25 protein-coding genes are annotated in these 20,626 nt (G+C 60.1%); all 25 read left to right on the top strand.

Annotated elements, in window-relative coordinates:
• Position 1: 1 nt before the first annotated feature.
• Positions 2 to 1,336 carry an aminomethyl-transferring glycine dehydrogenase subunit GcvPA gene (gene gcvPA / locus HIJ39_RS02185; protein ID WP_169096225.1) on the top strand — a complete coding sequence of 445 codons (1,335 nt, stop codon included), beginning with the start codon at positions 2 to 4 and terminating at the stop codon, positions 1,334 to 1,336.
• A complete protein-coding gene (gene gcvPB / locus HIJ39_RS02180; RefSeq protein ID WP_169096223.1) occupies positions 1,321 to 2,784 on the top strand; it encodes an aminomethyl-transferring glycine dehydrogenase subunit GcvPB in 1,464 nt (487 codons plus the stop codon). The genes gcvPA and gcvPB overlap by 16 nt, the downstream gene beginning before the upstream one ends.
• The gene (gene glyA, locus HIJ39_RS02175) at positions 2,784 to 4,025 is read left to right on the top strand and encodes a serine hydroxymethyltransferase (protein ID WP_169096221.1); all 1,242 of its coding nucleotides are present in this window, start codon (positions 2,784 to 2,786) and stop codon (positions 4,023 to 4,025) included. Before gcvPB ends, glyA begins: the two co-directional genes overlap by 1 nt.
• A complete protein-coding gene (locus tag HIJ39_RS02170; protein WP_243239278.1) occupies positions 4,022 to 4,450 on the top strand; it encodes a type II 3-dehydroquinate dehydratase in 429 nt (142 codons plus the stop codon). Before glyA ends, HIJ39_RS02170 begins: the two co-directional genes overlap by 4 nt.
• A gap of 89 nt (positions 4,451 to 4,539) precedes the next feature.
• The gene (gene efp, locus HIJ39_RS02165; RefSeq protein ID WP_169096219.1) at positions 4,540 to 5,097 is read left to right on the top strand and encodes an elongation factor P; all 558 of its coding nucleotides are present in this window, start codon (positions 4,540 to 4,542) and stop codon (positions 5,095 to 5,097) included.
• Positions 5,098 to 5,200: 103 nt separating this feature from the next.
• Positions 5,201 to 5,674, top strand: a complete 474-nt coding sequence (locus HIJ39_RS02160; protein ID WP_169096217.1) for a CD1247 N-terminal domain-containing protein — start codon at positions 5,201 to 5,203, stop codon at positions 5,672 to 5,674.
• 296 nt (positions 5,675 to 5,970) lie between these two features.
• Positions 5,971 to 6,858, top strand: a complete 888-nt coding sequence (locus tag HIJ39_RS02155; RefSeq protein ID WP_169096215.1) for an ATPase, T2SS/T4P/T4SS family — start codon at positions 5,971 to 5,973, stop codon at positions 6,856 to 6,858.
• Positions 6,858 to 7,364, top strand: coding sequence for a stage III sporulation protein AB (locus HIJ39_RS02150; protein WP_169096213.1), 507 nt, complete (start codon positions 6,858 to 6,860; stop codon positions 7,362 to 7,364). The genes HIJ39_RS02155 and HIJ39_RS02150 overlap by 1 nt, the downstream gene beginning before the upstream one ends.
• 14 nt (positions 7,365 to 7,378) lie before the next feature.
• Complete coding sequence (gene spoIIIAC / locus HIJ39_RS02145; RefSeq protein WP_169096210.1) at positions 7,379 to 7,576, top strand: stage III sporulation protein AC; 198 nt, start codon at positions 7,379 to 7,381, stop codon at positions 7,574 to 7,576.
• A gap of 12 nt (positions 7,577 to 7,588) precedes the next feature.
• Entirely contained in the window at positions 7,589 to 7,981 is a 393-nt protein-coding gene (locus tag HIJ39_RS02140) for a SpoIIIAC/SpoIIIAD family protein (protein WP_169096208.1), read from the top strand.
• Positions 7,982 to 8,002: 21 nt separating this feature from the next.
• Positions 8,003 to 9,172 (top strand): stage III sporulation protein AE, encoded by a 1,170-nt coding sequence (gene spoIIIAE, locus HIJ39_RS02135; protein ID WP_169096206.1) that lies wholly within the window; start codon positions 8,003 to 8,005, stop codon positions 9,170 to 9,172.
• Positions 9,172 to 9,645 carry a stage III sporulation protein AF gene (locus HIJ39_RS02130; protein WP_169096204.1) on the top strand — a complete coding sequence of 158 codons (474 nt, stop codon included), beginning with the start codon at positions 9,172 to 9,174 and terminating at the stop codon, positions 9,643 to 9,645. Before spoIIIAE ends, HIJ39_RS02130 begins: the two co-directional genes overlap by 1 nt.
• A gap of 11 nt (positions 9,646 to 9,656) precedes the next feature.
• Complete coding sequence (locus tag HIJ39_RS02125) at positions 9,657 to 10,178, top strand: hypothetical protein (RefSeq protein ID WP_169096202.1); 522 nt, start codon at positions 9,657 to 9,659, stop codon at positions 10,176 to 10,178.
• A 29-nt stretch (positions 10,179 to 10,207) separates the two neighbouring features.
• The gene (locus tag HIJ39_RS02120) at positions 10,208 to 10,708 is read left to right on the top strand and encodes a SpoIIIAH-like family protein (protein ID WP_169096200.1); all 501 of its coding nucleotides are present in this window, start codon (positions 10,208 to 10,210) and stop codon (positions 10,706 to 10,708) included.
• Positions 10,709 to 10,795: 87 nt separating this feature from the next.
• Complete coding sequence (gene accC, locus HIJ39_RS02115; protein ID WP_169096198.1) at positions 10,796 to 12,142, top strand: acetyl-CoA carboxylase biotin carboxylase subunit; 1,347 nt, start codon at positions 10,796 to 10,798, stop codon at positions 12,140 to 12,142.
• 14 nt (positions 12,143 to 12,156) lie between these two features.
• Positions 12,157 to 12,549: an Asp23/Gls24 family envelope stress response protein gene (locus HIJ39_RS02110; protein WP_338055055.1), complete on the top strand. Its 393-nt coding sequence runs from the start codon at positions 12,157 to 12,159 to the stop codon at positions 12,547 to 12,549.
• A 3-nt stretch (positions 12,550 to 12,552) separates the two neighbouring features.
• Positions 12,553 to 12,978, top strand: a complete 426-nt coding sequence (nusB, locus tag HIJ39_RS02105; RefSeq protein ID WP_169096196.1) for a transcription antitermination factor NusB — start codon at positions 12,553 to 12,555, stop codon at positions 12,976 to 12,978.
• Positions 12,953 to 13,960, top strand: a complete 1,008-nt coding sequence (locus tag HIJ39_RS02100; RefSeq protein ID WP_338055054.1) for a tRNA (adenosine(37)-N6)-threonylcarbamoyltransferase complex transferase subunit TsaD — start codon at positions 12,953 to 12,955, stop codon at positions 13,958 to 13,960. The genes nusB and HIJ39_RS02100 overlap by 26 nt, the downstream gene beginning before the upstream one ends.
• The gene (gene folD / locus HIJ39_RS02095) at positions 13,944 to 14,777 is read left to right on the top strand and encodes a bifunctional methylenetetrahydrofolate dehydrogenase/methenyltetrahydrofolate cyclohydrolase FolD (RefSeq protein WP_169096194.1); all 834 of its coding nucleotides are present in this window, start codon (positions 13,944 to 13,946) and stop codon (positions 14,775 to 14,777) included. Before HIJ39_RS02100 ends, folD begins: the two co-directional genes overlap by 17 nt.
• Positions 14,774 to 15,979 (top strand): exodeoxyribonuclease VII large subunit, encoded by a 1,206-nt coding sequence (xseA, locus tag HIJ39_RS02090; protein ID WP_169096192.1) that lies wholly within the window; start codon positions 14,774 to 14,776, stop codon positions 15,977 to 15,979. The genes folD and xseA overlap by 4 nt, the downstream gene beginning before the upstream one ends.
• Positions 15,972 to 16,175 (top strand): exodeoxyribonuclease VII small subunit, encoded by a 204-nt coding sequence (gene xseB / locus HIJ39_RS02085; RefSeq protein WP_169096190.1) that lies wholly within the window; start codon positions 15,972 to 15,974, stop codon positions 16,173 to 16,175. Before xseA ends, xseB begins: the two co-directional genes overlap by 8 nt.
• 2 nt (positions 16,176 to 16,177) lie before the next feature.
• Complete coding sequence (locus HIJ39_RS02080; RefSeq protein ID WP_169096188.1) at positions 16,178 to 17,053, top strand: polyprenyl synthetase family protein; 876 nt, start codon at positions 16,178 to 16,180, stop codon at positions 17,051 to 17,053.
• Between the two features lie 13 nt (positions 17,054 to 17,066).
• A complete protein-coding gene (gene dxs / locus HIJ39_RS02075) occupies positions 17,067 to 18,959 on the top strand; it encodes a 1-deoxy-D-xylulose-5-phosphate synthase (protein ID WP_169096186.1) in 1,893 nt (630 codons plus the stop codon).
• On the top strand, positions 18,956 to 19,762 hold the full coding sequence (locus tag HIJ39_RS02070) for a TlyA family RNA methyltransferase (protein WP_338055053.1): 807 nt from the start codon (positions 18,956 to 18,958) through the stop codon (positions 19,760 to 19,762). Before dxs ends, HIJ39_RS02070 begins: the two co-directional genes overlap by 4 nt.
• Positions 19,755 to 20,609 (top strand): NAD(+)/NADH kinase, encoded by an 855-nt coding sequence (locus HIJ39_RS02065; RefSeq protein WP_169096184.1) that lies wholly within the window; start codon positions 19,755 to 19,757, stop codon positions 20,607 to 20,609. Before HIJ39_RS02070 ends, HIJ39_RS02065 begins: the two co-directional genes overlap by 8 nt.
• Positions 20,610 to 20,626 lie beyond the last annotated feature (17 nt).

Here is a 20,626-nt window from a genome sequence, read left to right as displayed (position 1 = left end):
GGTGCGATACATACCGCATACCCCCGATGAATATCAGGCCATGTTGGATGCCCTGAACATTTCGTCGGTGGATGAGCTTTTTGAAGACATTCCCGAACAGGCGCGACTCAAGCGCCCGTTAGATCTGCCCAAGGCGCTCAGCGAAATGGAGCTGAGCCAGCATCTGTCCCGTCTGGCCGGCGAGAACCTCAACGTGAACGAGGTGCCGAGCTTTTTAGGAGGCGGCTATTACGACCGGTACATTCCGGCTGCTGTGGGCGCGTTGGCCAGCCGCGGCGAGTTTGTGACCTCCTATACCCCCTATCAGGCGGAACTGTCGCAAGGGACGCTGGCGGCCATTTTTGAGTTTCAAAGTATGATTCAGTCGCTGACGGGCACCTATGCGGCGCAGGCCTCCATGTATGACGGGGCGTCGGCAGTGGGTGAAGCGGCCTTGCTGGCATTGGGGCAAGGGCGCGGGCGGACGGAAGTGGCCGCGCTGAAAGGATTGCATCCGGACAGCCTTCAGGTGGTGAAAACTTATGTTCAGGCCCGGGGGGCCAAGCTGGTGGTGGCCGACAGTCTTGAGGATTTGGAAGCCCAGGTGGGGCCCCAGACGGCCGCCGTGCTGATTCAGTACCCGGATATGCTAGGCCAAGTGACGCTCGCCCCCCGTGCCATCGAACGGGCGCACCAGGTGGGGGCGCTGGCGGTCGCCGCATGCGACCCGGTGGCGTTGGCGCTCTTAACCCCGCCGGGCGAAATGGGGGCCGACATTGTCGTCGGCGAGGGCCAGCCGCTGGGCAACCATTTAACATACGGCGGCCCCACCTTTGGCTACTTTGCCGTACAGAAGCCCTTCGTCAGGAAAATTCCCGGACGCTTGGTTGGCGTGGCCAAGGATGTCGAGGGCCGGCGCGGGTTTGTGCTGACGTTGCAGGCCCGTGAGCAGCATATTCGCCGGGAGAAGGCGACCTCGAATATTTGCTCCAATCATTCCCTAAACGCCTTGATGGCCACAATTTACATGGCATTGGTGGGGTCGAGCGGACTTCGCGAGGTGGCGCTGCGCTCCGCGCAAATGGCGCATTACTTGGAAGAACGCTTGCGGAGTTTAGGACTGGAGCGGGCCCCTTCGCCGTCCGCGCCCTTTCTTTACGAGTTTGCCATACACGTCCCGGGCGATGTTGATGACCTGAATCGCCACCTGTTGGATAAGAAGATCCTGGGAGGATTTCATCTCGGCCGATTTGACCAGTCGTGGCGGGGACTTTGGCAATTGGCGGTTTCGGAGCGGCGCACAAAGGCGGACTGTGACCGTTTGGTGGAGGAGGTGGCGCAATGGATGTCCCGTTGATTTTTGAGAAGTCCCGGCCCGGCCGTCGGGGGGTGCGCTTTGAGCCCCATTCGGACGTGGCATCGTTCAACCTGGAAGCCCATATCCCCGCGGAATTGATTCGCCGGACTCCCTTGGGCCTTCCCGAGGTGGCGGAAAATGATGTGGTACGGCATTACACCGCGTTGTCCACATTGAACTACGGGGTGGATACCGGTTTTTATCCCTTGGGATCCTGCACCATGAAATACAATCCCAAGGTGAATGACTGGGCGGCGGGCTTGCCGGGATTCGCCGATGTTCATCCGCTGCAGCCCGATTCCACCGTGCAAGGTTTGTTGACACTCCTGAAAGCCTTGGAAGATGGTCTGAAAGAAATCTCCGGCATGGATGCGGTCTCGCTGCAGCCGGCGGCTGGCGCTCATGGCGAGTTGACCGGAATTCTCATGATTAAAGCCTATCTTCGCGACCGGGGTGAGAATCGGCGGACCATTTTGGTCCCGGATTCGGCCCACGGCACCAATCCCGCAACCGCCTCAATGGCTGGGTTCGAGGTGAAGGTGGTGCCCAGCAACACCCGCGGCGGAGTAGACGTGGATGCGCTGGCCCAAATGGTGGACGAAAACACGGCGGGGTTGATGTTGACCAATCCCAACACCTTGGGATTGTTTGAGGAGGACATTTTGGCCATTGCCGACATCGTGCACCAAGCAGGCGGATTGCTCTATTACGACGGAGCCAATGCCAACGCCATCATGGGACGGGTGCGTCCCGGCGATATGGGCTTTGATGTGGTGCATCTGAATTTGCACAAGACCTTTTCCACCCCCCATGGTGGTGGAGGACCGGGGTCGGGCCCGGTGGGGGTGACGGCCAAACTGGAGCCGTATCTGCCCTATCCCCGCCTGCGGCAAGGATCCGAGGGCTTGTATTGGGACTACCATGTCGGCCGTTCGATTGGTAAAGTCCGGTCCTATTACGGCAATGTGGGCGTCTTGGTCCGAGCCTATGCATATCTCCGCTCCCATGGCCAAGAAGGGCTCAAGGCGGTGTCGGAGACGGCTGTGTTGAACGCCAACTATCTCTTAAAGCAGTTGTCGGAGCGCTACCGGACTCCCTATGACCGCACGGTCAAGCACGAGTTCGTGCTCTCCTTGACGCCGCAGAAGGCGCGAGGGGCGCGGGCGCTGGATGTCGCCAAGCGGATTATCGACTATGGCTTCTATCCGCCCACCGTGTATTTCCCGTTGGTGGTGGACGAAGCCTTAATGGTCGAACCTACGGAGACCGAGTCGAAGGAGACGCTGGACCGGTTCATCGAGGCCATGCGTGCCATTGATGATGAGATTGATCAGAATCCGGATGTGGTGCACGAGGCCCCCCATCACACGGTGGTGCGGCGATTCGACGAAGCGGAGGCCGCGCGGCATCCGGTCTTGACCTGGCAGCAACTAAAGGGGGAATCGTGATGTCCTGGCTGGAACAGGTAGATCCGGCCGTCTTTCAGGCCATTCGCGACGAGGAACGGCGCCAACAGCATCATCTTGAGTTAATCGCCTCGGAAAACTGGACATCGCCCGCGGTGCGCGAGGCGGTGGGATCGGTCATGACCGACAAATATGCTGAGGGCTATCCAGGGCGCCGCTACTATGGCGGTTGCGAAAATGTGGATGTGGTTGAGGACTTGGCCCGCGAGCGGCTTAAACAATTGTTCGGAGCCGAGCACGCCAATGTTCAGCCGCATGCCGGCGCGCCTGCCAATTTGGCTGTTTATCTGACCGTGCTCAAACCGGGCGACACCATCTTGGGGTTGGAATTGAGCCACGGCGGTCATCTCACGCATGGAAGCCCGGTGAGCGTATCGGGCCAACTGTATCATGCCGAGCACTATCAAGTGGACGCGGCCACCGAACGGCTGGACATGGATCAGGTTCGGCAGCGGGCGCTTGCCGTCAAGCCAGCACTTATTGTGGCAGGTGCCTCGGCCTATCCGCGGGCGTGGGATTTTGCCGCCTTTCGGGCGATTGCCGACGAGGTTGGGGCGCTCTTAATGGTGGATATGGCGCACTTTGCGGGATTGGTGGCGGCCGGGCTGCATTCGAATCCCGTGCCGTACAGCCACTTTGTCACATCCACCACCCATAAAACGCTTCGCGGGCCGCGCGGCGGTTTTATCCTAACCCAAAGCCAGTGGGCCAAGGCCATTGACAAGACCCTGTTTCCCGGCCTTCAGGGCGGTCCCTTGATGCATGCCATTGCCGGCAAGGCGGTCGCCTTTCATGAGGCATTGCAACCGGAGTTCCGCGCCTATCAGGAGCGGGTGGTGGCCAACGCCGCCCGATTGGCCGAGGGACTGATGAATCGCGGACTGCGCCTGGTATCCGGCGGAACCGACAACCATCTGATGTTGGTCGACGTCAGGACCAGCGGCATCACCGGCAAGGAGGCCCAGGCGCGGTTGGCGCGGGTGGGCATCACCGTCAACAAGAACACCATTCCGTTTGATCAGGAAAAGCCAACCGTGACCTCGGGGATTCGGATTGGCACCCCGCAGGTCACGACCCGCGGGTTAGGCCTTGAGGACATGGACGAATTGGCCGACATCATTGCAGCTGCCATTCAAGCGTCCTCGGACGAGGATTTGGCGCCGCTTTCGGCGCGGGTGCGAGCGCTGGCCGATGCCCATCCGCTGCCGGGGATTGAGGCATGATGCGCATCGGCATCGTCAACGGGCCCAACCTCGGGCGGCTGGGTCAACGCCAGCCGGAGGTTTATGGGCACCTGACGTTAGCGGCTTTGGAGGAACACCTTCGCTCGGCCTTTCCCGAGGTGACCTTTCTCTTCTTTCAAAGCAATCATGAGGGAGAGATCATTGATCGACTCGAAAGTTGGCATAATGAGGGCGTGAGACATCTGGTCATCAACCCCGGAGCACTAACCCATCAATCCTACGTGCTGCGGGATTGTCTTCTGGGATTGGAGTTCCGGGCCATCGAGGTGCATCTCTCCAATATCTACCAGCGGGAGTCCTTTCGGGCTCATTCGCTGGTTGCACCGGCGGTGCAAGGGCAGATTAGCGGGTTAGGCGAGTTCGGCTATCACTTAGCGGTCCGTTATCTGTTGGAAAAGGCGTGAGAATGGTCACAACAACACGAATGTGATATCTTGGTCAAGAGGTTCAGGGGAACGGGAAAAACCCCGAGTATTGGCAGAGGAGCGTTTCCATGATTTCGAGCAACGATTTTCGCAATGGCGTGACATTGGAAATTGACGGCGTCGTTTTTCAGGTGATTGAATTCCAGCATGTCAAGCCGGGAAAGGGATCGGCGTTTGTTCGCACCAAGTTGAAGAATCTCCAGACCGGCGGCGTGGTGGAGCGTACGTTTAATGCTGGCGAGCGAGTGCCGGCGGCCCGTGTTGAAAAGCGGGAAATGCAGTACTTGTACAATTCCGGCGATGAGTACACCTTCATGGATACGGAGACCTTTGAGCAAATTACGCTCTCGTCGGCCGATATTGGCGATGGCGTGCGGTTTTTGAAGGAGAATATGCTGTGTCATGTGGTGCTCTTCAAGGGCGCGAGCATTGGTGTAGAGTTGCCCAACAGCGTCGACTTGAAGGTCGTGGAGACCGACCCTGGGTTTAAGGGCGACACCGCCACCGGCGGCACCAAACCCGCCACGCTGGAGACTGGTGCGGTGATCAAAGTGCCGTTGTTCATTGAGCCCGGTACGGTTGTCACGGTGGACACGCGCACGGGCCTGTACGTGGGGCGTGCATAGAGCGAAAAGGGTTTAGCGCGGCGCCATCTCTTTGGCGCCGCTTTTTGTATGAAAAGCGGGCGTCTGGTTAGCTTATGAACGTAACGGCTAAGGAGGTGGTCTTGTGGCAGAACTGCGGCGTCGGGTTTCTCAGCTCGCCAGCCGCGCTGAACGCATGGACTTGCGTGAGCGCGGACGCGAAGGACAGATATTGGCCGATATGGTCGAAGTTCTTCGCGAGCTGACCTTGGATGTTGAGGAGGTCGCTGAGAACCAAGAGGAATTAGAGGAATACGTGGAGGAAATTGACTCCGATTTGATGTCCTTGGAAGAGGACGTGTATCTTGGGGATGATGACGACGAGGACACCGACCTGTTCGACTCGGCAGACGACGATGACGTCTCCTACATCGAACTGGAATGCCCAGTATGCGAACTGGAATCCTCCTATAACGAAGCACTCTTCAACGAGGACGGCATCCAGTTGACCTGTCCCCACTGCGGTAACGTTGTCTTCGATTCGGATGAGGATTATCTCGTCGTGGATGACGAGGGGGATTGGGTCACGGACGACGACGAGGAAGAGTTGTTCGATTGACGTTACGGCGCGGCACTTCGGTGCCGCGTTTTTTGTGCCCCCGTGAGCCGGGTGAGCGCGATATTCACGCCTCGTCTTCCACCTAGAGCCTCCCTCCGATTGCCAACGAACTCATGCGGACCCCAACCGATTCGCATAATCGTGCCATTCAGGCTGGAGGCAGACGCCGGTGCCGGGAAGGCGCTTTTTTATTGCCCTGACAGATGGGCAGCACTGTCGCAATTGGAATAAGCTGGTGACCTGTCCCATAGACATTACACAACTGGGACGAGGTCCCGGGGTTCAGGAGGTGTGAAATGGGACCGTGGCATTATCTTCCAAACCCATGGAGACAAGCGGTGTTGGATTTGCCGCGGGACCGCTTTGCCACCCTGGAGGAGATTCGTTTTCGCCTCAACCGCCCCGTATATCTCTACGGGACCGGCTGGCAGGCGCCGCTGTCCGAGAAGGTAGTCAGCGCTGAGGATATGGAGCGGATTGTGGCGGTGCTTGCCGAGTATTCCCTTTACGCACGGGCGGACGAACTCTCTCGCGGGTATCTGACGTTGGCCGGAGGCCACCGTGTTGGCATCGCCGGTCGGGCTGTCGTGGTCCGCGGCCACGTTGAGAGCGTGCGCCAGATCAGCGGGCTCAATGTACGCGTGGCGCGGGCGGTTATGGGGCCCGGCCAGGCGTTGTGGGAGCGGATCGAGGCCGAAGGCCTGCCGTTGGGCGGAGTGCTGTTGATATCGCCCCCGCGAGCGGGTAAGACCACCTTGTTGCGCGACCTCATACGGGTGTTGAGCGACCAGGGGCGCCGCATTGTCGTGGTGGATGAACGGTCTGAGATCTCCGGGTTCGGGGGGACCGGGGGATCAGGCCACGACTTAGGCATGCATACGGACGTGCTGGATGGTTGGCCCAAGAAAGAGGGCATTGAGGTGGCCCTCAGAACATTGGGGCCTGAGCTTATTGCCGTCGACGAGCTCGGCGATGGCGGGGATCTGCAAGCCGTCTTTAAGGCCCGTTACTCCGGCGTGGGAATGCTGGCGACTGTTCATGCTCGGTCGCGGGCCGATTTAGTGGCCCGCCGCGAGTACCGGGAGTGTCTAGAGTCGGGAGTGTTTGATGCCGTGGTCACCCTGGCAGCCCAGCCGGCGCCCGGCACGGTGACCGAGGTGTGGACCTACGGAGGGCGAAGGTGATGGCCCTAAAGCTAGCCGCGGCCTTGTTGGTTGTGGTAGCCGCAGTGGGATTGGGGCGGCTGGCCAGCCGTCCCTTCCGAATGCGGGTGTTGACCCTGGAAGCCTTTCAACGGTTGGCCCGCCGGTTGGATCCGTTCATTGTGATCAAACAGATGCCGTTGGCCAGCGCCTTGCCGGAGGCGAGTCGCGGTCTAGGGCTGATTGCCCCCGCGGTCACGCAATTGGTCGGGAACCTTGGCCATCCCGATGCCGATGTCGGCGAACTGTGGAGCGCGATGTTGGAACGCGTGCCTGGCCTATGGGACGAAGACCGAGCCTTGCTGCGGGACTTTGGACGAGTGCTGGGACGCACCGATGCCCTAGCGCAGCGATCCGAGTTGCAGGCGGTGCAGGCCGAACTTTCGCGTCTGATTGAGGAGGCGCGACGTAAAGAAGCGCAGGATGGCCGACTATATCCCGCATTGGTCGGCGCCTTAGGTGTGATGGTGGTCATTCTGATGCTGTGACAAGAGGTGAGGAAATGGCAGGCGTCGACCTGATATTCAAGCTGGCCGGAATCGGCATCTTGGTCACGGTGGCATACAGCGTGCTGGAACGGCTGGATCGCAAGGAATGGGGGCAACTGGTGGCGCTGGCCGGCATTGCCATCGGCTTTTTGATGGTGCTGCGGGAGGTGGCCCAGCTCTTTCAGTCGGTCCGCACCATGTTCAACCTCTAAGGGGGACTCCCGTTGCTGGACTTATTGCGGGTGCTGGGTTTGGGGCTTATGGCCACGGTGTTGGTGATGGTGGTCAAGGAACAACGCCAAGACATCGGAGTGGTCGTGCGACTGGCCGTGGGCGTGGTGATGCTGCTCATCATCGTGCCCGATATTTCCCGGGTGGTTTCGAGTTTCGTGCGCATTTCGGAACTGGCGCACATTCCCGTCCAATACTTGGCGCTGTTGTTGAAGGTCATTGGGATCGCGTACTTGACGATGTTTGTGGCCCAATTGGCTCAAGACAGCGGCGAGGGTGGAACAGCACTCCGCATTGAGCTGGCAGGGAAAATCGCAATTTTGCTGCTGGCAGTACCGCTGGTGGCGAGCATCACCGAAACGGTGTTGAAACTCATTCCCGGCTAATCCGGATGGGGAGGGGACGACATGCGTGCACGCTGGATGGGGTTGGTTCTGGCCGTGGGGGGCGTTCTCATGGCGCCTCACGCCGTCTGGGCAGCCTCGGTTCCCCACTTGGTGAATCAGCAAATTCAGTCGCTCAATACCACCGGTCTCGAGCAGAGTGTCAATCAGATGATTCATCAATCGGGCGGGCCGGCTCTGCCCAGCGTGGGCCAAATTGCGCATGCCGTCTTGGAAAAGAAAGTGCCGTTTGATCCCCAAACCCTCTTGGCGGCCCTGGGGACCGCCTTGCTAGGCGACCTGGGGGTTGAAGGCCGGGTTCTCGGCATCATCTTTCTCCTGACCGTGCTGGCAGCTCTTCTCGCCCGTCTGGGTGAGACTTTTGAAACCAACGACAAACAGGGTCTAGTGGCGCTGACGCAAATGGTGGTGGTTTCGGCGCTGATTCTGGTGGCGCTGCACTCCTTTGGCGTGGCCATCACCATGGTGCGCAGCCTGGTGGGCAATTTGGTGCACTTCATGGAGTCGCTCATCCCGCTGTTGATGGTGCTCATCGCGGGGAGCGGGGCGGTTGCTTCGGCCGGTATCTTTCACCCTCTGATGCTATTGGTGACCAATGTGGTCGCGGTATTGACCAAACAGTGGGTGCTGCCGCTGGTTCTGATGGCAACCTTAGTCGAACTGATTTCGGTGTGGCTCCCCAGATTTTCGCTGAAAAATCTGGCCGGCCTGTTCCGCACGGTGGGGCTCACGCTGCTGGGCGGGTTGATGACGCTCTTTTTGGGTGTAATGGCGGTCGAAGGTGCGGCCGGATCGGTAGCGGATGGGGTGACGCTTCGCACGGGAAAATTTCTCGCGAATACCTTTGTTCCTGTGATTGGCAAGATGTTTTCCGATGCCATGGAGGCCGTTTTAGGAAGCTCCATGCTGCTAAAGAATGCGGTGTCGGTGTTCGGCGCGCTGGGCATTATCGCCCTGGTGGCCTTCCCGCTGGTCAAGCTGTTTGCCATGATGGCGCTCTATCGCGTCGGGGCTGCCGCATCCGAACCCTTGGGCGTGCCAGGGGTCGGCGCCGCCTTAAATCTCATGGCGAATGCGCTGGGATGGCTGATGGCGATTGCAGGTGCCGTGGCGTTGATGTTTTTCCTAGTGGTGACGGTTGTGGTCAGCACCACCAACGGAGTGCAGCTGTAATGAGTGCGGTGGGCGATTGGCTGAAGGTCCTGATTGTTGTTGTGCTTTTAGGAAATTTGGTGGACTACCTGCTGCCCAAAGGCGATATGAAACGGTATGGCGGATTAGTCGTGGGCTTGGTGATTCTGGCCGTAATGATTCATCCGCTATGGGGGTGGATGCGACAGTTGCACCATGTGGCTCAAGCCAGCGACGCGGCTGGGTGGACGAATACGCCCGCGGGATACAGCACCGTGGTAACCACGGAGGAACTGCATCAGGCGGAGGCGATTGTCCTCAGCATGCCCCACATCGCCAGCTGCCAGCTCACGATGGAAGCCGACGGCCGGGTGGGGGCGGTGGTCCAGACAGCGTCCGACAGCGTGACGGCGCAGCGGGTGCGTCATTACGTTAAGGCGGCACTCGAAGTGACGATGGGGAAGGCGCCCCCCATCCATCTTGTCGTCGACCGATCCCATGAGGTACAGGGTTAGGAGGGAGTCCAATGGCCAACGGATATCGCGAATGGTGGCATAAATTTATTCAGCAGGACAAGAAGAGCCTGGTACGGTTGATTGTCATTGGCGGTGTGGGGGTGTTGCTTCTGGGGTTTGGCAGTTTCGGCGCGCCCCGCCCGTCACCCCCATCCAGCCATCCGGGGCCGGCGTCGACGTCGATCCCGAAGACGCCGCTTCAACGGCAGGAGCGCCAGATTTCATCTCAAGTGGCGGCCATCCTGACGAAAATTCCCGGCGTCCACAACGTCTCCGTCGCGGTGACCCTGACTCGCAGCATTCAGTCCCAGTATGTGGATAGTTCCGGAAGCGGCAATGGAACCCAGCCGGTGGTTGTCACCACCAATTCCGGGCAGACGGTGGTTCCCTTCGATCAAATTGGACCCGCCGTGGGAGGCGTGGTGGTGGTCTCTCCGTCGGCCGAAAGACCGCTGATTCGCAGTGAGATTGCCCAAGCCGTGCAAACCTTGCTTCAGATCCAGCCCTACCAAGTGCTGGTATTGCCCAATTAGTACCGAAGTGCTGTGAAGGAGGAAGTGCAATGAAGCGTCCGCAAGTCATTCGTTTTGCCGCGTTTGTGACCGTGTTGGCGGTGTTGTTGGGTTATGTGGTCTACCACCGTACCAGCCCGGACACGGCGGTTACCGCCCGGGGGGGCGTCACCGCCAAGGTTCAGCAGAACACCACCAATCTGGAGAACTACTTTGTCAACTTCCGCATGAAGCGGGATCAGCTCATGTCTAAGGAAATTGCCACGTTGCAGGCGCTCATAAAGAACAGCGGAATCTCCAAGGCGGCGAAGGCGCAGGCCTCGGCCACTCTGGTGCGCGACACGCAGGAGTTAAAGCAGGAGACGCGCATCGAAGGACTTTTGTCGGGACGCGGATTTCCGCTGTCGGCGGCGACCGTCGCGGGGAATCAAGTGGTGGTCCAAGTCGGGGCTGCCCGCCTCACTCAGAAACAGGTGGCGCGGATTGCCGATACGGCTACCATGGTCACGGGACTTCCCCCGCAAGACGTGGTGATTCTACCCAAATCCTAATATTGGCGGGACCTAGGGGGACAGTTGTCCCCCTAGACATTGCTCTCGGGTTGTGGTCTATTAGTCAATGGAGAAGGGGAGGATGGCATGTTTAATAAGATTTTGGTGGCCAACCGGGGCGAAATTGCGATTCGAGTCATGCGTGCGGCCCGGGAGTTGGGCATTAAGACCGTGGCCGTGTATTCGGACGCCGACAAAGACGCCCCGCACGTGCATTATGCCGACGAAGCCTTTCCCATTGGGCCGGCACAATCCACACTGAGTTACTTACATATTCCCAACATTATCAATGCGGCCGTTCACACGGGGGCTGAAGCCATTCACCCGGGATACGGCTTTTTGTCTGAAAATGACCATTTTGCCCGGGTGTGCGAAACCTGGGGTCTCGTGTTCATCGGCCCTCCGGCCGATGCCATTCAAAAAATGGGGATTAAGGCGGAAGCCCGCCGCATTATGAAGGAGGCCGGGGTGCCGGTGGTGCCCGGGACCGAGGGGACGGTATCGGATGTCGCCGAGGCGCGCGCCATTGCCGAGCAAATCGGTTATCCCATTTTGGTGAAGGCATCGTTTGGCGGTGGGGGCCGCGGCATTCGCATCGTGGAAAGCGCCGACGGGCTGGAAGACGCCTTGGAGCGGGCGAGCCGCGAAGCCAAATCCGCTTTCGGCCAAGGCGACGTGTACCTTGAAAAGTATCTCTTGAACCCACGCCACATTGAGATTCAGGTGATTGCCGACAAGCATGGGAACGTGGTGACGTTGGGTGAACGCGAGAGTTCCTTGCAGCGCCGGCGTCAAAAGGTCATGGAGGAGGCGCCATCACCGGCTCTGACCCCGGAGATTCGTGAACAAATGAGCGAAGCGTCTCGTAAGGCGGCCCGGGCAGTGGATTATGTGAGCGCCGGGACCTTGGAGTTTTTGTTAGATGACACCGGTCATTTCTATTTCATGGAAATGAACACCCGCGTGCAGGTGGAGCACCCGTGCACCGAAATGGTGACGGGAGTTGACGTCGTCAAGGAGCAGATTCGGGTCGCGGCCGGACTGCCGCTCAGCATTCGCCAAGAAGATGTCAAGATGCAGGGCTGGAGCATCGAGTGCCGCATTAACGCCGAAGACCCCGATGCCATGTTTCGGCCTAGTCCAGGCACCGTTACCACCTGGAAGGAGCCCGGCGGACCCTGGGTGCGGGTCGATGCGGCAGCCCAAGCCGGCTACGTTGTACAGCCCTATTATGACTCGTTATTGGCCAAGCTGGTCACCTGGGGCCGGGACCGCGATGAGGCGGTGGCGCGTATGCGCCGCGCGTTGTCGGAGTTTGAAGTTGACGGGGTTAAGACCACCATTCAGATGCACCAGCAATTAATGGAGGACGCCGAGTTTCAACAAGGCCGCATCCACATTAACTTCCTTGGTGAGCGGTTTAAAGGCGCATAAAGGAGGGAAGCTGAGTGCAAGAAGGCCAAGCCTTAGGACAAGCGCCGGCCATGCCGACCATTCACATCGCGAACGACGTCATTGCCGAAATTGCCGCCCTGGCGGCAACGGAAGTGGAGGGCGTCAAGGGCTTGGCGGGCGGGGTGGCGTCGGGTCTCAACGATATGTTGGGCCGGCGCTCCCAATCCCGCGGGGTTCGTGTCGATGTCGAAGACCGGCAGGTGGATTTGGCGGTGAGTTTGACGGTGAAGTATGGTGTCCGCATTCCCGAGGTGGCGCAGAAGGTGCAAGAGCACGTGAAAGCGCAGGTGGAGCGGACGACCGGTCTTGTCGTGCGGACGGTGGACATCCACATTCAAGGGGTGGCTTTCAAAACCGACGAGCAAGCGGACAAGCAGGGAGGATGAAGCGTGGCTCGGCACCATGCACGGGAATTGGCGCTGAAGATATTGTTCGAATATGATTTGGCACAGGCGACCCTGCCGCGCGTTTTGGATCGCACCCTAGACGGGGCCTCGGAAACTGATCGCGCCTACGCCCGGCAACTGGTCGAAGGGACGGTGGCGCGCCAAAAGACGCTGGACGAATGGATTTCGGCGGCGGCACGCGATTGGCGCATTCACCGTATGCCTGCCATTGATCGCAATATTTTGCGCTTGGGCGCTTATGAGATGGCGGAAGAGCCGGACATTCCCATCTCCGTCATCATTGATGAGGCGGTGGAGTTGGCTCAAGCGTACAGTACCGACCAAGCCAAAAAGTTTGTTAACGGCGTGCTCGCATCGATTGCCACGCAAGTAAGACCAGAAGGTGATCCGGATCGCCCTCATTCCTAGTGATTGGAGTCTTGGACTCGATACTAGCGCCTATACGACCTCAGTAGCGGCTGTGGCGGCCGATGGGAGGTTGGTGCGTCAAGAGCGCCAGCTGCTCCCGGTCCCGATGGGCAGCCGCGGTCTGAGGCCGAGCGAGGCGCTTTTCTATCACGTGAAAAATTTGCCCGCCATGCTGGAACGGGTCATGGACGGTTTGGATCGCCATCGCTTAGTGGTCGTGGGAGCGTCCCAGACTCCCCGTCCCACACCGGACTCGTACCTTCCGCCTTTTTTGGCCGGGATGCTGGCCGCCCAGGCGGTGGCGTTGGGGCGGGGGGTGCCGCTCATTCACTGCACCCATCAAGAAGGCCACATCCGGGCGGGACTCTGGAGCGCCGCCTGGGATCCCGCAGATCCCTTCTTGGCTCTGCATATTTCCGGGGGTACGACCGAGTTGCTTCGCGTCGACCGCCGCACGGTCCCCTGGTCGATCGATCTTGTGGGAGGTAGCGACGATTTGTATGCGGGGCAGTTTGTGGATCGCGTGGGAGTGGCCTTAGGGCTGGCCTTTCCAGCCGGTCCAGAACTGGATCGCTTGGCCGAGTCGGCGGCGGCGCCCCTTGCGCTTCCTTGGTCCCGCCCCCGGTCGCGAGATGGTCGATGGTGGACAAGCTTCTCCGGGCCGGAGAGCGCGGCCCGGCGAGCCCTGCGGGAGGGCGCCGAGCCGACCGCTTTAGCCAAGGGAGTCATGGAGTCGATTTCAAGGAGCTTGTCGGCTCTGGTGGAGGCGGCAGCCCCACCAGGCCATCTCTTGGTGGTGGGCGGGGTGGCCGCCAATACGCATCTCCGCCGGGTGATGACGGCGCGTCTTCAGAAAAACGGCTGGCAGATTGGGTTTGCAGCCCCTGAGTGGAGTCGGGACAACGCCGTGGGAATAGCACTAATTGCGCAGGAGCGGTTTTTGGCCGATGAGGAGGACGAGAAGAATGAGCACGATTCTTGACGGCAAAGCGGTTGCCGCCCGCATCCGCGAGGGACTGAAGACGGAAATTAGTCAAAGCGGCTCAGAACCGGGGCTGGCTGTGGTGCTGGTGGGCAATGACCCGGCGTCGGAAATCTATGTGCGCAACAAGGGCAAGGCGGCGCGCGCCGTAGGGATGCGCTCGATTGAGCAGCGGCTTCCTGAAGACAGCCGTACGGAGGATGTGCTGGCGGTGGTGAAGGAGTTAAATGAGGATCCCGCCGTTCACGGCATTCTCGTGCAGCTGCCATTGCCCCAGGGGGTTGATCGCCGCCGGGTCATTGAGGCCATCCGCCCGGAGAAAGATGTGGACGGGCTGACACAGGCAAGCCAAGGGGCGCTGGTGGAGATGACGCCCGGGCTTCGGCCCTGTACGCCTGCGGGCATTATGGATTTGCTGGACGCCTATCACGTGGAGTTGGCGGGCCGGCGCGCCGTGGTGGTGGGGCGGTCCGCTCTGGTTGGGTTGCCGACCGCCTTGTTACTGCTTTCGCGGCATGCCACAGTATCCATTTTGCATTCCCGGTCAGAAGAGCCGTGGCGTGTGGCGCGGGAGGCGGATGTGCTGGTAGCCGCGGCCGGTCGGCCGCGGTTGGTTACCCGCGACTGGGTCAAGCCAGGAGCGGTGGTCGTCGATGTGGGCATTCATCGGACCGAAAATGGCTTAGTGGGTGACGTCGACCGGGAGTCGCTTGAAGGACACGCCGGGGCGCTCTCGCCAGTTCCCGGAGGGGTGGGGCCAATGACCATTGCCGAGCTTCTCAAAAACACCTGGACCGCCTATCGGGGACTCCGATGAAAACGTTCACGGTCGGCGAACTGGTATCCGCTATTCGGCGGTTAGTCGAAGGCGTGGATGAGTGGCAGCGAATCTGGGTCGCAGGCGAGTTGAGCGGGGTACGCCACCATAGCTCCGGCCACTGGTATTTTACGTTGAAGGATGAAACCGCCCAGATTCGGGCGGTGATGTTCCGCCGGGACGCCGCCACCTTGAAGGAGCCGCTGAAAGATGGAATGGCGGTATTGGCTTTCGGGCGGGTGGGCGTGTTTGAACGCGACGGGCAAACACAGCTTTATGTTTCCTTGGTTCGCGACATGGGGCGGGGCTCGCAGGATTTCCAACTGGAGATGCTCAAACAGCGCCTCTACCAGGAGGGCTTGTTTTCGCGTCCCAAGCGCCGGCTGCCGCTGGTGCCGCGCGCCGTGGGGGTGATCACTTCGGGCACCGGCGCGGCCCGATTCGACATTGAGACGGTGGTGGCGCGGCGATTTCCGGGCATGCCGGTCGTGCTCTATCCCGTATTGGTGCAAGGACGGGAAGCGGCGGCCAGCATTGTTGAGGCGTTGGCGAAGATTCGCCGTGAGGATGTGGATGTGCTCATCATTGGCCGCGGGGGCGGTGCTAAGGAAGACCTGGCCGCCTTCAACGAGGAAGCGGTGGTGCGGGCGGTGTTTGCCTCGCCAGTGCCGGTCATCTCCGCCGTGGGGCATGAGATTGATACCACGCTGGTCGATCTGGTGGCCGATTTGCGGGCCCCCACGCCGTCCGCGGCAGCCGAATTGGCCGTGCCGGAACTGGTTCAACTGAAGGCCTGGCAGGACAATTTGGCAGAGCGATTGGACGCGGCTCTCACCCAGCGCCTCACCTGGGAGAGAAATCGCATACAGGGTTGGGTGGCGCACGGGTTGTTGGCGCACCCGGAAACGCTGTTTCGGGAATACCGACATCTCTTAGACCGGCTCGATGAGCGTGCCGAGCGGGCCTACGAGCGGCAGACTATGGAACGTCGTCACCGCCTGGAGCGGATTATGGGGCAGTTGCCGCTTTTGAATCCTGAATTGCCTTTGGAGCGCGGGTATGCTTATGTGTCGGATGATCGGGGGACTTTGGTCACCCGCAATGCGATACAATGGGATGAGAGCTATGAAGTGCATTGGCATGACGGGAGCGTCTGGGTAAGGCCGACGCCGCCCAAGGGGGATGAAAAGCCAGATGAATGAGGAGCGCGATTTAGACCAATACGAAAGCATCATGGCGCGGCTGGAAGAGATTGTGAAGCTCTTGGAGACGGGCCGCGCCCCGTTGGGTGAGAGTCTCCGCCTGTACCAGGAAGCCAAGTCGCTCAGTCAGCGAGCCAACCAGCTGTTGGAGCGAGCCGAATCCCTCATGGGTACTCCCAAGCCTCAGGAGGCCTAAGGATGGTAGCGGAACAGTGGTTGAGCGACTCGCGAACGGTGGTTGACGGATGGATTCGGGATGACATTGCGGCCATGGAGGCGCTTCCCGGTTCGGTGGAGGAAGTGATGGCTTATGCGCTTACCGCTGGCGGCAAGCGTTTGCGTCCTCAATTGATGTTGGCAGCAGCGGAGTATGTATCCGTGGACTGGGAGGCGCTCCGGCCGGCTGTGTTGGCGGTGGAGTATCTTCATACCTACTCTTTGATCCATGATGATTTGCCGGCGATGGATGACGATGAGCTCCGGCGTGGGAAACCCACCGCACACATCGCCTTCGGAGAGGCCCAGGCAATTTTGGCTGGCGATGCCCTGCTGACCGAGGCGTTTTTTAAAATGGCCGCCCTATCTCCGGGATTTGCTCCCGAGCGGGTCATCCGGGCCTCGCGCCGCTTGGCCTTGGCCGCCGGGCGGGAAGGGCTGGTGCGGGGACAGGTTCTCGATTTGGCCGCCGAATATCAGACCGTCGATGTTCAACAACTCGAGCGAATCCATCGCCTCAAGACCGGCGCCTTGTTCTCGGCGGCCTTGTCCCTTCCCGCCATTTTAGCCGGCGACCGGGAGGCAGAAGAGTTGCTGAGCGCCTTCGGGGAGCACTTCGGGTTGGCTTTTCAAATGGTCGATGATATGTTGAATGTAATTGGCGATGCCCAGACCTTGGGAAAAGCCACCGGGACCGACGCCAATCGCGGCAAGGCGACCTATCCTCGTTTAATGGGACTCGAGGCGGTACGGCAGCTGGTCGATGAGCATTGTCGGGCGGCCCTGGCGTTAGTCGATCCTGAGCGTGGAGAGCATTTGGCCGCTTTATTGGCTTTTGCTCGGGACCGATCGTGGTAGGAAGGAGGGCCTCATGGCCAAGTTGCTTGATGGAATTCATGCTCCCGGGGACTTTCGCCGGTTTACCGTAAGCCAGTTGCGTCAACTGGCGCAGGAGATACGTCAGGACATTCTGGACACCACCGCACGTCAAGGTGGCCATGTAGGTGCAAGTTTGGGCGCTGTCGAATTAGTTTTGGCCCTTCATTATGTGTACAACACGCCCGAAGACAAGGTCATTTTTGATATTGGCCATCAAGCCTATGCTCATAAGATTATTACCGGCCGTCGCGCGGAATTCCCCAGCATTCGCCAATTGGGCGGTCTGTCAGGGTTCTTAAAGCGGCATGAGAGCCCCTATGATGTCTGGGAGGCCGGACATGCCGGCACCTCGTTGTCGGGAGCAGTAGGGCTGGCCGTGGCGCGGCAGTTCACGGGTGCGGACTATCGCGTGGCCGCATTGATTGGGGATGGGGCCTTGACCGCCGGAATGGCTTGGGAGGCGCTCAATCAACTAGGCCATCTGGGTACGCCCATGACTGTGCTGGTGAATGACAACTCCATGTCAATCGCCCCCAATGTCGGGGCCTTTTCGCGATATTTGACGGAGTTGCGCACGGCGCCGAGCTACATGCGCCTGAAGCAGGATCTGGACCAAGCCTTGGAGTCTCTGCCGCTTTTTGGATCACGGCTCCGGTGGACCGCCGAGCGGCTCAAGGAGCTGGCGCATGCAGCGATTTTGCCGGACAACGTGTTTGAGGCGCTCGGCTTTAAATATTACGGGCCCATCGATGGGCATGATCTAGATGGGTTGATTCCGGTGTTGCGTACGGCCCGTGATGCGGATGGCCCCGTCGTGGTGCATGTCATTACCCAAAAAGGGAAGGGCTATAAGCCCGCCGAAGAGCGGCCGGTTCAGTTTCATGGGCCCGGGCCGTTCGAGCGGACCTCGGGGGAAATGATTAAGAAGGCCGAGCCGCCTTCCTATAGTCTGGTGTTCAGCCGCACATTGGTCGAGCTTGCAAAAGATCGGCCTGACATCGTGGCCATCACCGCCGCCATGCCTGACGGGACGAAACTGGATTATTTCCAGTCCCAATACCCGGACCGGTTTTTTGACGTCGGCATTGCGGAGCAGCATGCGGCGACCTTCGCGGCGGGGTTGGCAATGGCGGGTATGCGGCCGGTGTTCGCGGTCTACTCGACGTTTTTGCAGCGGGCCTACGATCAGGTGATTCATGACATCTGCCACCAGAATCTGCCGGTGTTGTTCGGGGTCGACCGGGCTGGTTTGGTGGGGGGCGACGGCGCGACCCACCAAGGGGTGTATGATATGGCATTTCTACGCACCGTGCCCAATTTGGAGATTGCCATGGGGAAGGATGAGTCGGAGCTTCGCCAGTTGGTAGCCGCGGCGCTGGATCGTCCGGGCCCGGTGGCGGTGCGCTATCCGCGTGGCGCTGGCCGGGGCCTCAGCCTCGATGAACCATTCGGGACGTTGGAGTGGGGCCGGGCGGAGTGGCTCCGCCACGGGCGAGACGTCACCTTTATTGCACTGGGCCCCATGGTGTACAAAGCCATGGAGGCGGCCGAACTCTTGGCGGACCAGGGAATTGAGGCCGGTGTGCTCAATGCGCGCTTTGTCAAGCCCTTGGATGGGGAGGCGCTGAAGCAAGCCGTACAGGAAAGCCGTGCGCTGATGACTGTCGAGGAGCACGCGGTGGCGGGCGGATTTGGGGCAGCGGTAGCCGAGTGGGTGATCGCCCAGGGATTGTCGGTGCCGCTTCGCATCGAGGGGTTGCCCGACGTGTTTATTGATCATGGACCCACCGACTACTACCTCGATCTCTACGGACTGTCGGCGGAAGCATTATCCCGAAAGGCGGTGGAGTGGCTGGAGCGATTGTCTTCAGAGGTTCAGCCGTGAAGCAGCGCCTAGACGTGCGCTTGGTCGAAATGGGCGCCGTGGAGTCTCGCAATCGGGCCCAGGCGTTGATTATGGCGGGCAAAGTGGAAGTTAACGGACGGACAGAGCGGAAGAGCGGACGCCTGGTTGAACCCGACGACCAGGTCGCGGTGACGGCGGCGCTCCCATTTGTGAGCCGCGGTGGCGTGAAGCTGAATCACGCGCTAGACCAGTTCGGCATCGACCCTACGGGGTGGGATGTGGTTGACGTCGGCGCGTCAACGGGGGGATTTACCGACTGCTGGCTTCAACATGGCGCCGCACGGGTGTGGGCGGTGGACGTGGGATACGGCCAGTTGGATTGGAAGCTTCGCCAGGACCCGCGGGTTGTCGTACTCGAGCGCACCAACGCCCGTTATTTGACGCTTTCTGGGTTGGGCCGGGAGATTCCGCTGGACGGCGCGTCGGTCGACGCGTCGTTCATTGGCCTGCGCCTTTTGCTGGAGCCGCTCGCCCCCTTGATAAAGGATGGCGCCACGGTGGTTGCGTTGGTCAAACCGCAATTTGAGGCGGGACCGGCGAAGCTGGGGAGGGGCGGCGTGGTGCGGCAGCCAAAGGTTCATGAGGAAGTGCTGGAGCGGGTGGTGGACCAGGCCCGGTCTTTAGCGTACGCGGTTCAGGGGTTGACCGCTTCCCCCATTCGGGGACCCGAGGGGAACATCGAATTTTTGCTGTATTTAGTGGCGCGGGGGCACACGGAGACCACGCTGAATATTGAGCGCGTGGTTGACGAGGCGTGGAAGGCGGAGGAGAGCCATGCCTAACATGTTGGTGTGGCCGAATCCCGAAAAGGATCAGGTTCGTGGACTGGTATTGCGCATGCGGCAATGGATGGACCAGCATGATGTGCAATTGGTCATGCCCGATGAGCTCGCGGACGCGGTGGGAATGCCGGAATCCGGCAAGTACTGGGAAGAGATTAGTCAAATGGATTTGACGGCCACGGTGGTGCTGGGGGGCGACGGCACCTTGCTGAGGGCGGCGAAACAGTTAGCTTCGTTGAACACACCGATTCTCGGGGTGAATCTCGGTCATCTGGGCTTTCTCACGGAAGTCGAGGTACCGGAACTCTATGCCTCATTAGATGCGGTGCTGCATGGGCAGTTTGCGCTGGACGAGCGTCGGCTGCTAACCGCTCGGGTTATTCGCGATCAGCAGATACTGGCGGAGTTTGAGGCGATGAACGATGTGGTGGTAGCCAAAGGGCCGTTCGCGCGGTTAATTAATTTGGAGACCTTTGTCGACGCGGCCTACGTGACCACCTATCCGGCTGATGGGATTATCATCGCGACGCCCACGGGCTCGACAGCCTATTCCCTGTCGGCCGGCGGACCCATCTTAACCCCCGACCTGGACGTGACGGTGGTGACGCCGATTTGCCCACATTCCTTTTTCGACCGGTCCATTGTGCTGAGCCGCGAGCAGGAGGTGCGGATTCGCATTCGCAGTATCCACCGCGACACGCTGGTGACGATTGACGGTCAAGAGGTCCATCCGTTAGAAGACGGTGACGAAGTGGTCGTGGTAGCAAGCCCCTTGAGCATCAGTTTGATTCGGCGGCCCGGCTGGAGCTTCTTCCATGTGTTGCGTGGATGGCGAAAGGGCCATTAGGAGAAAGGGGGCGCACC

Source organism: Sulfobacillus harzensis, assembly GCF_012933365.1.
In the GTDB taxonomy this organism is placed as follows: Bacteria; Bacillota; Sulfobacillia; order Sulfobacillales; family Sulfobacillaceae; genus Sulfobacillus_B; species Sulfobacillus_B harzensis.
The sequence above is the reverse complement of the archived record's forward strand: the minus strand, read 5'-3'. Positions and strand labels throughout refer to the sequence as shown.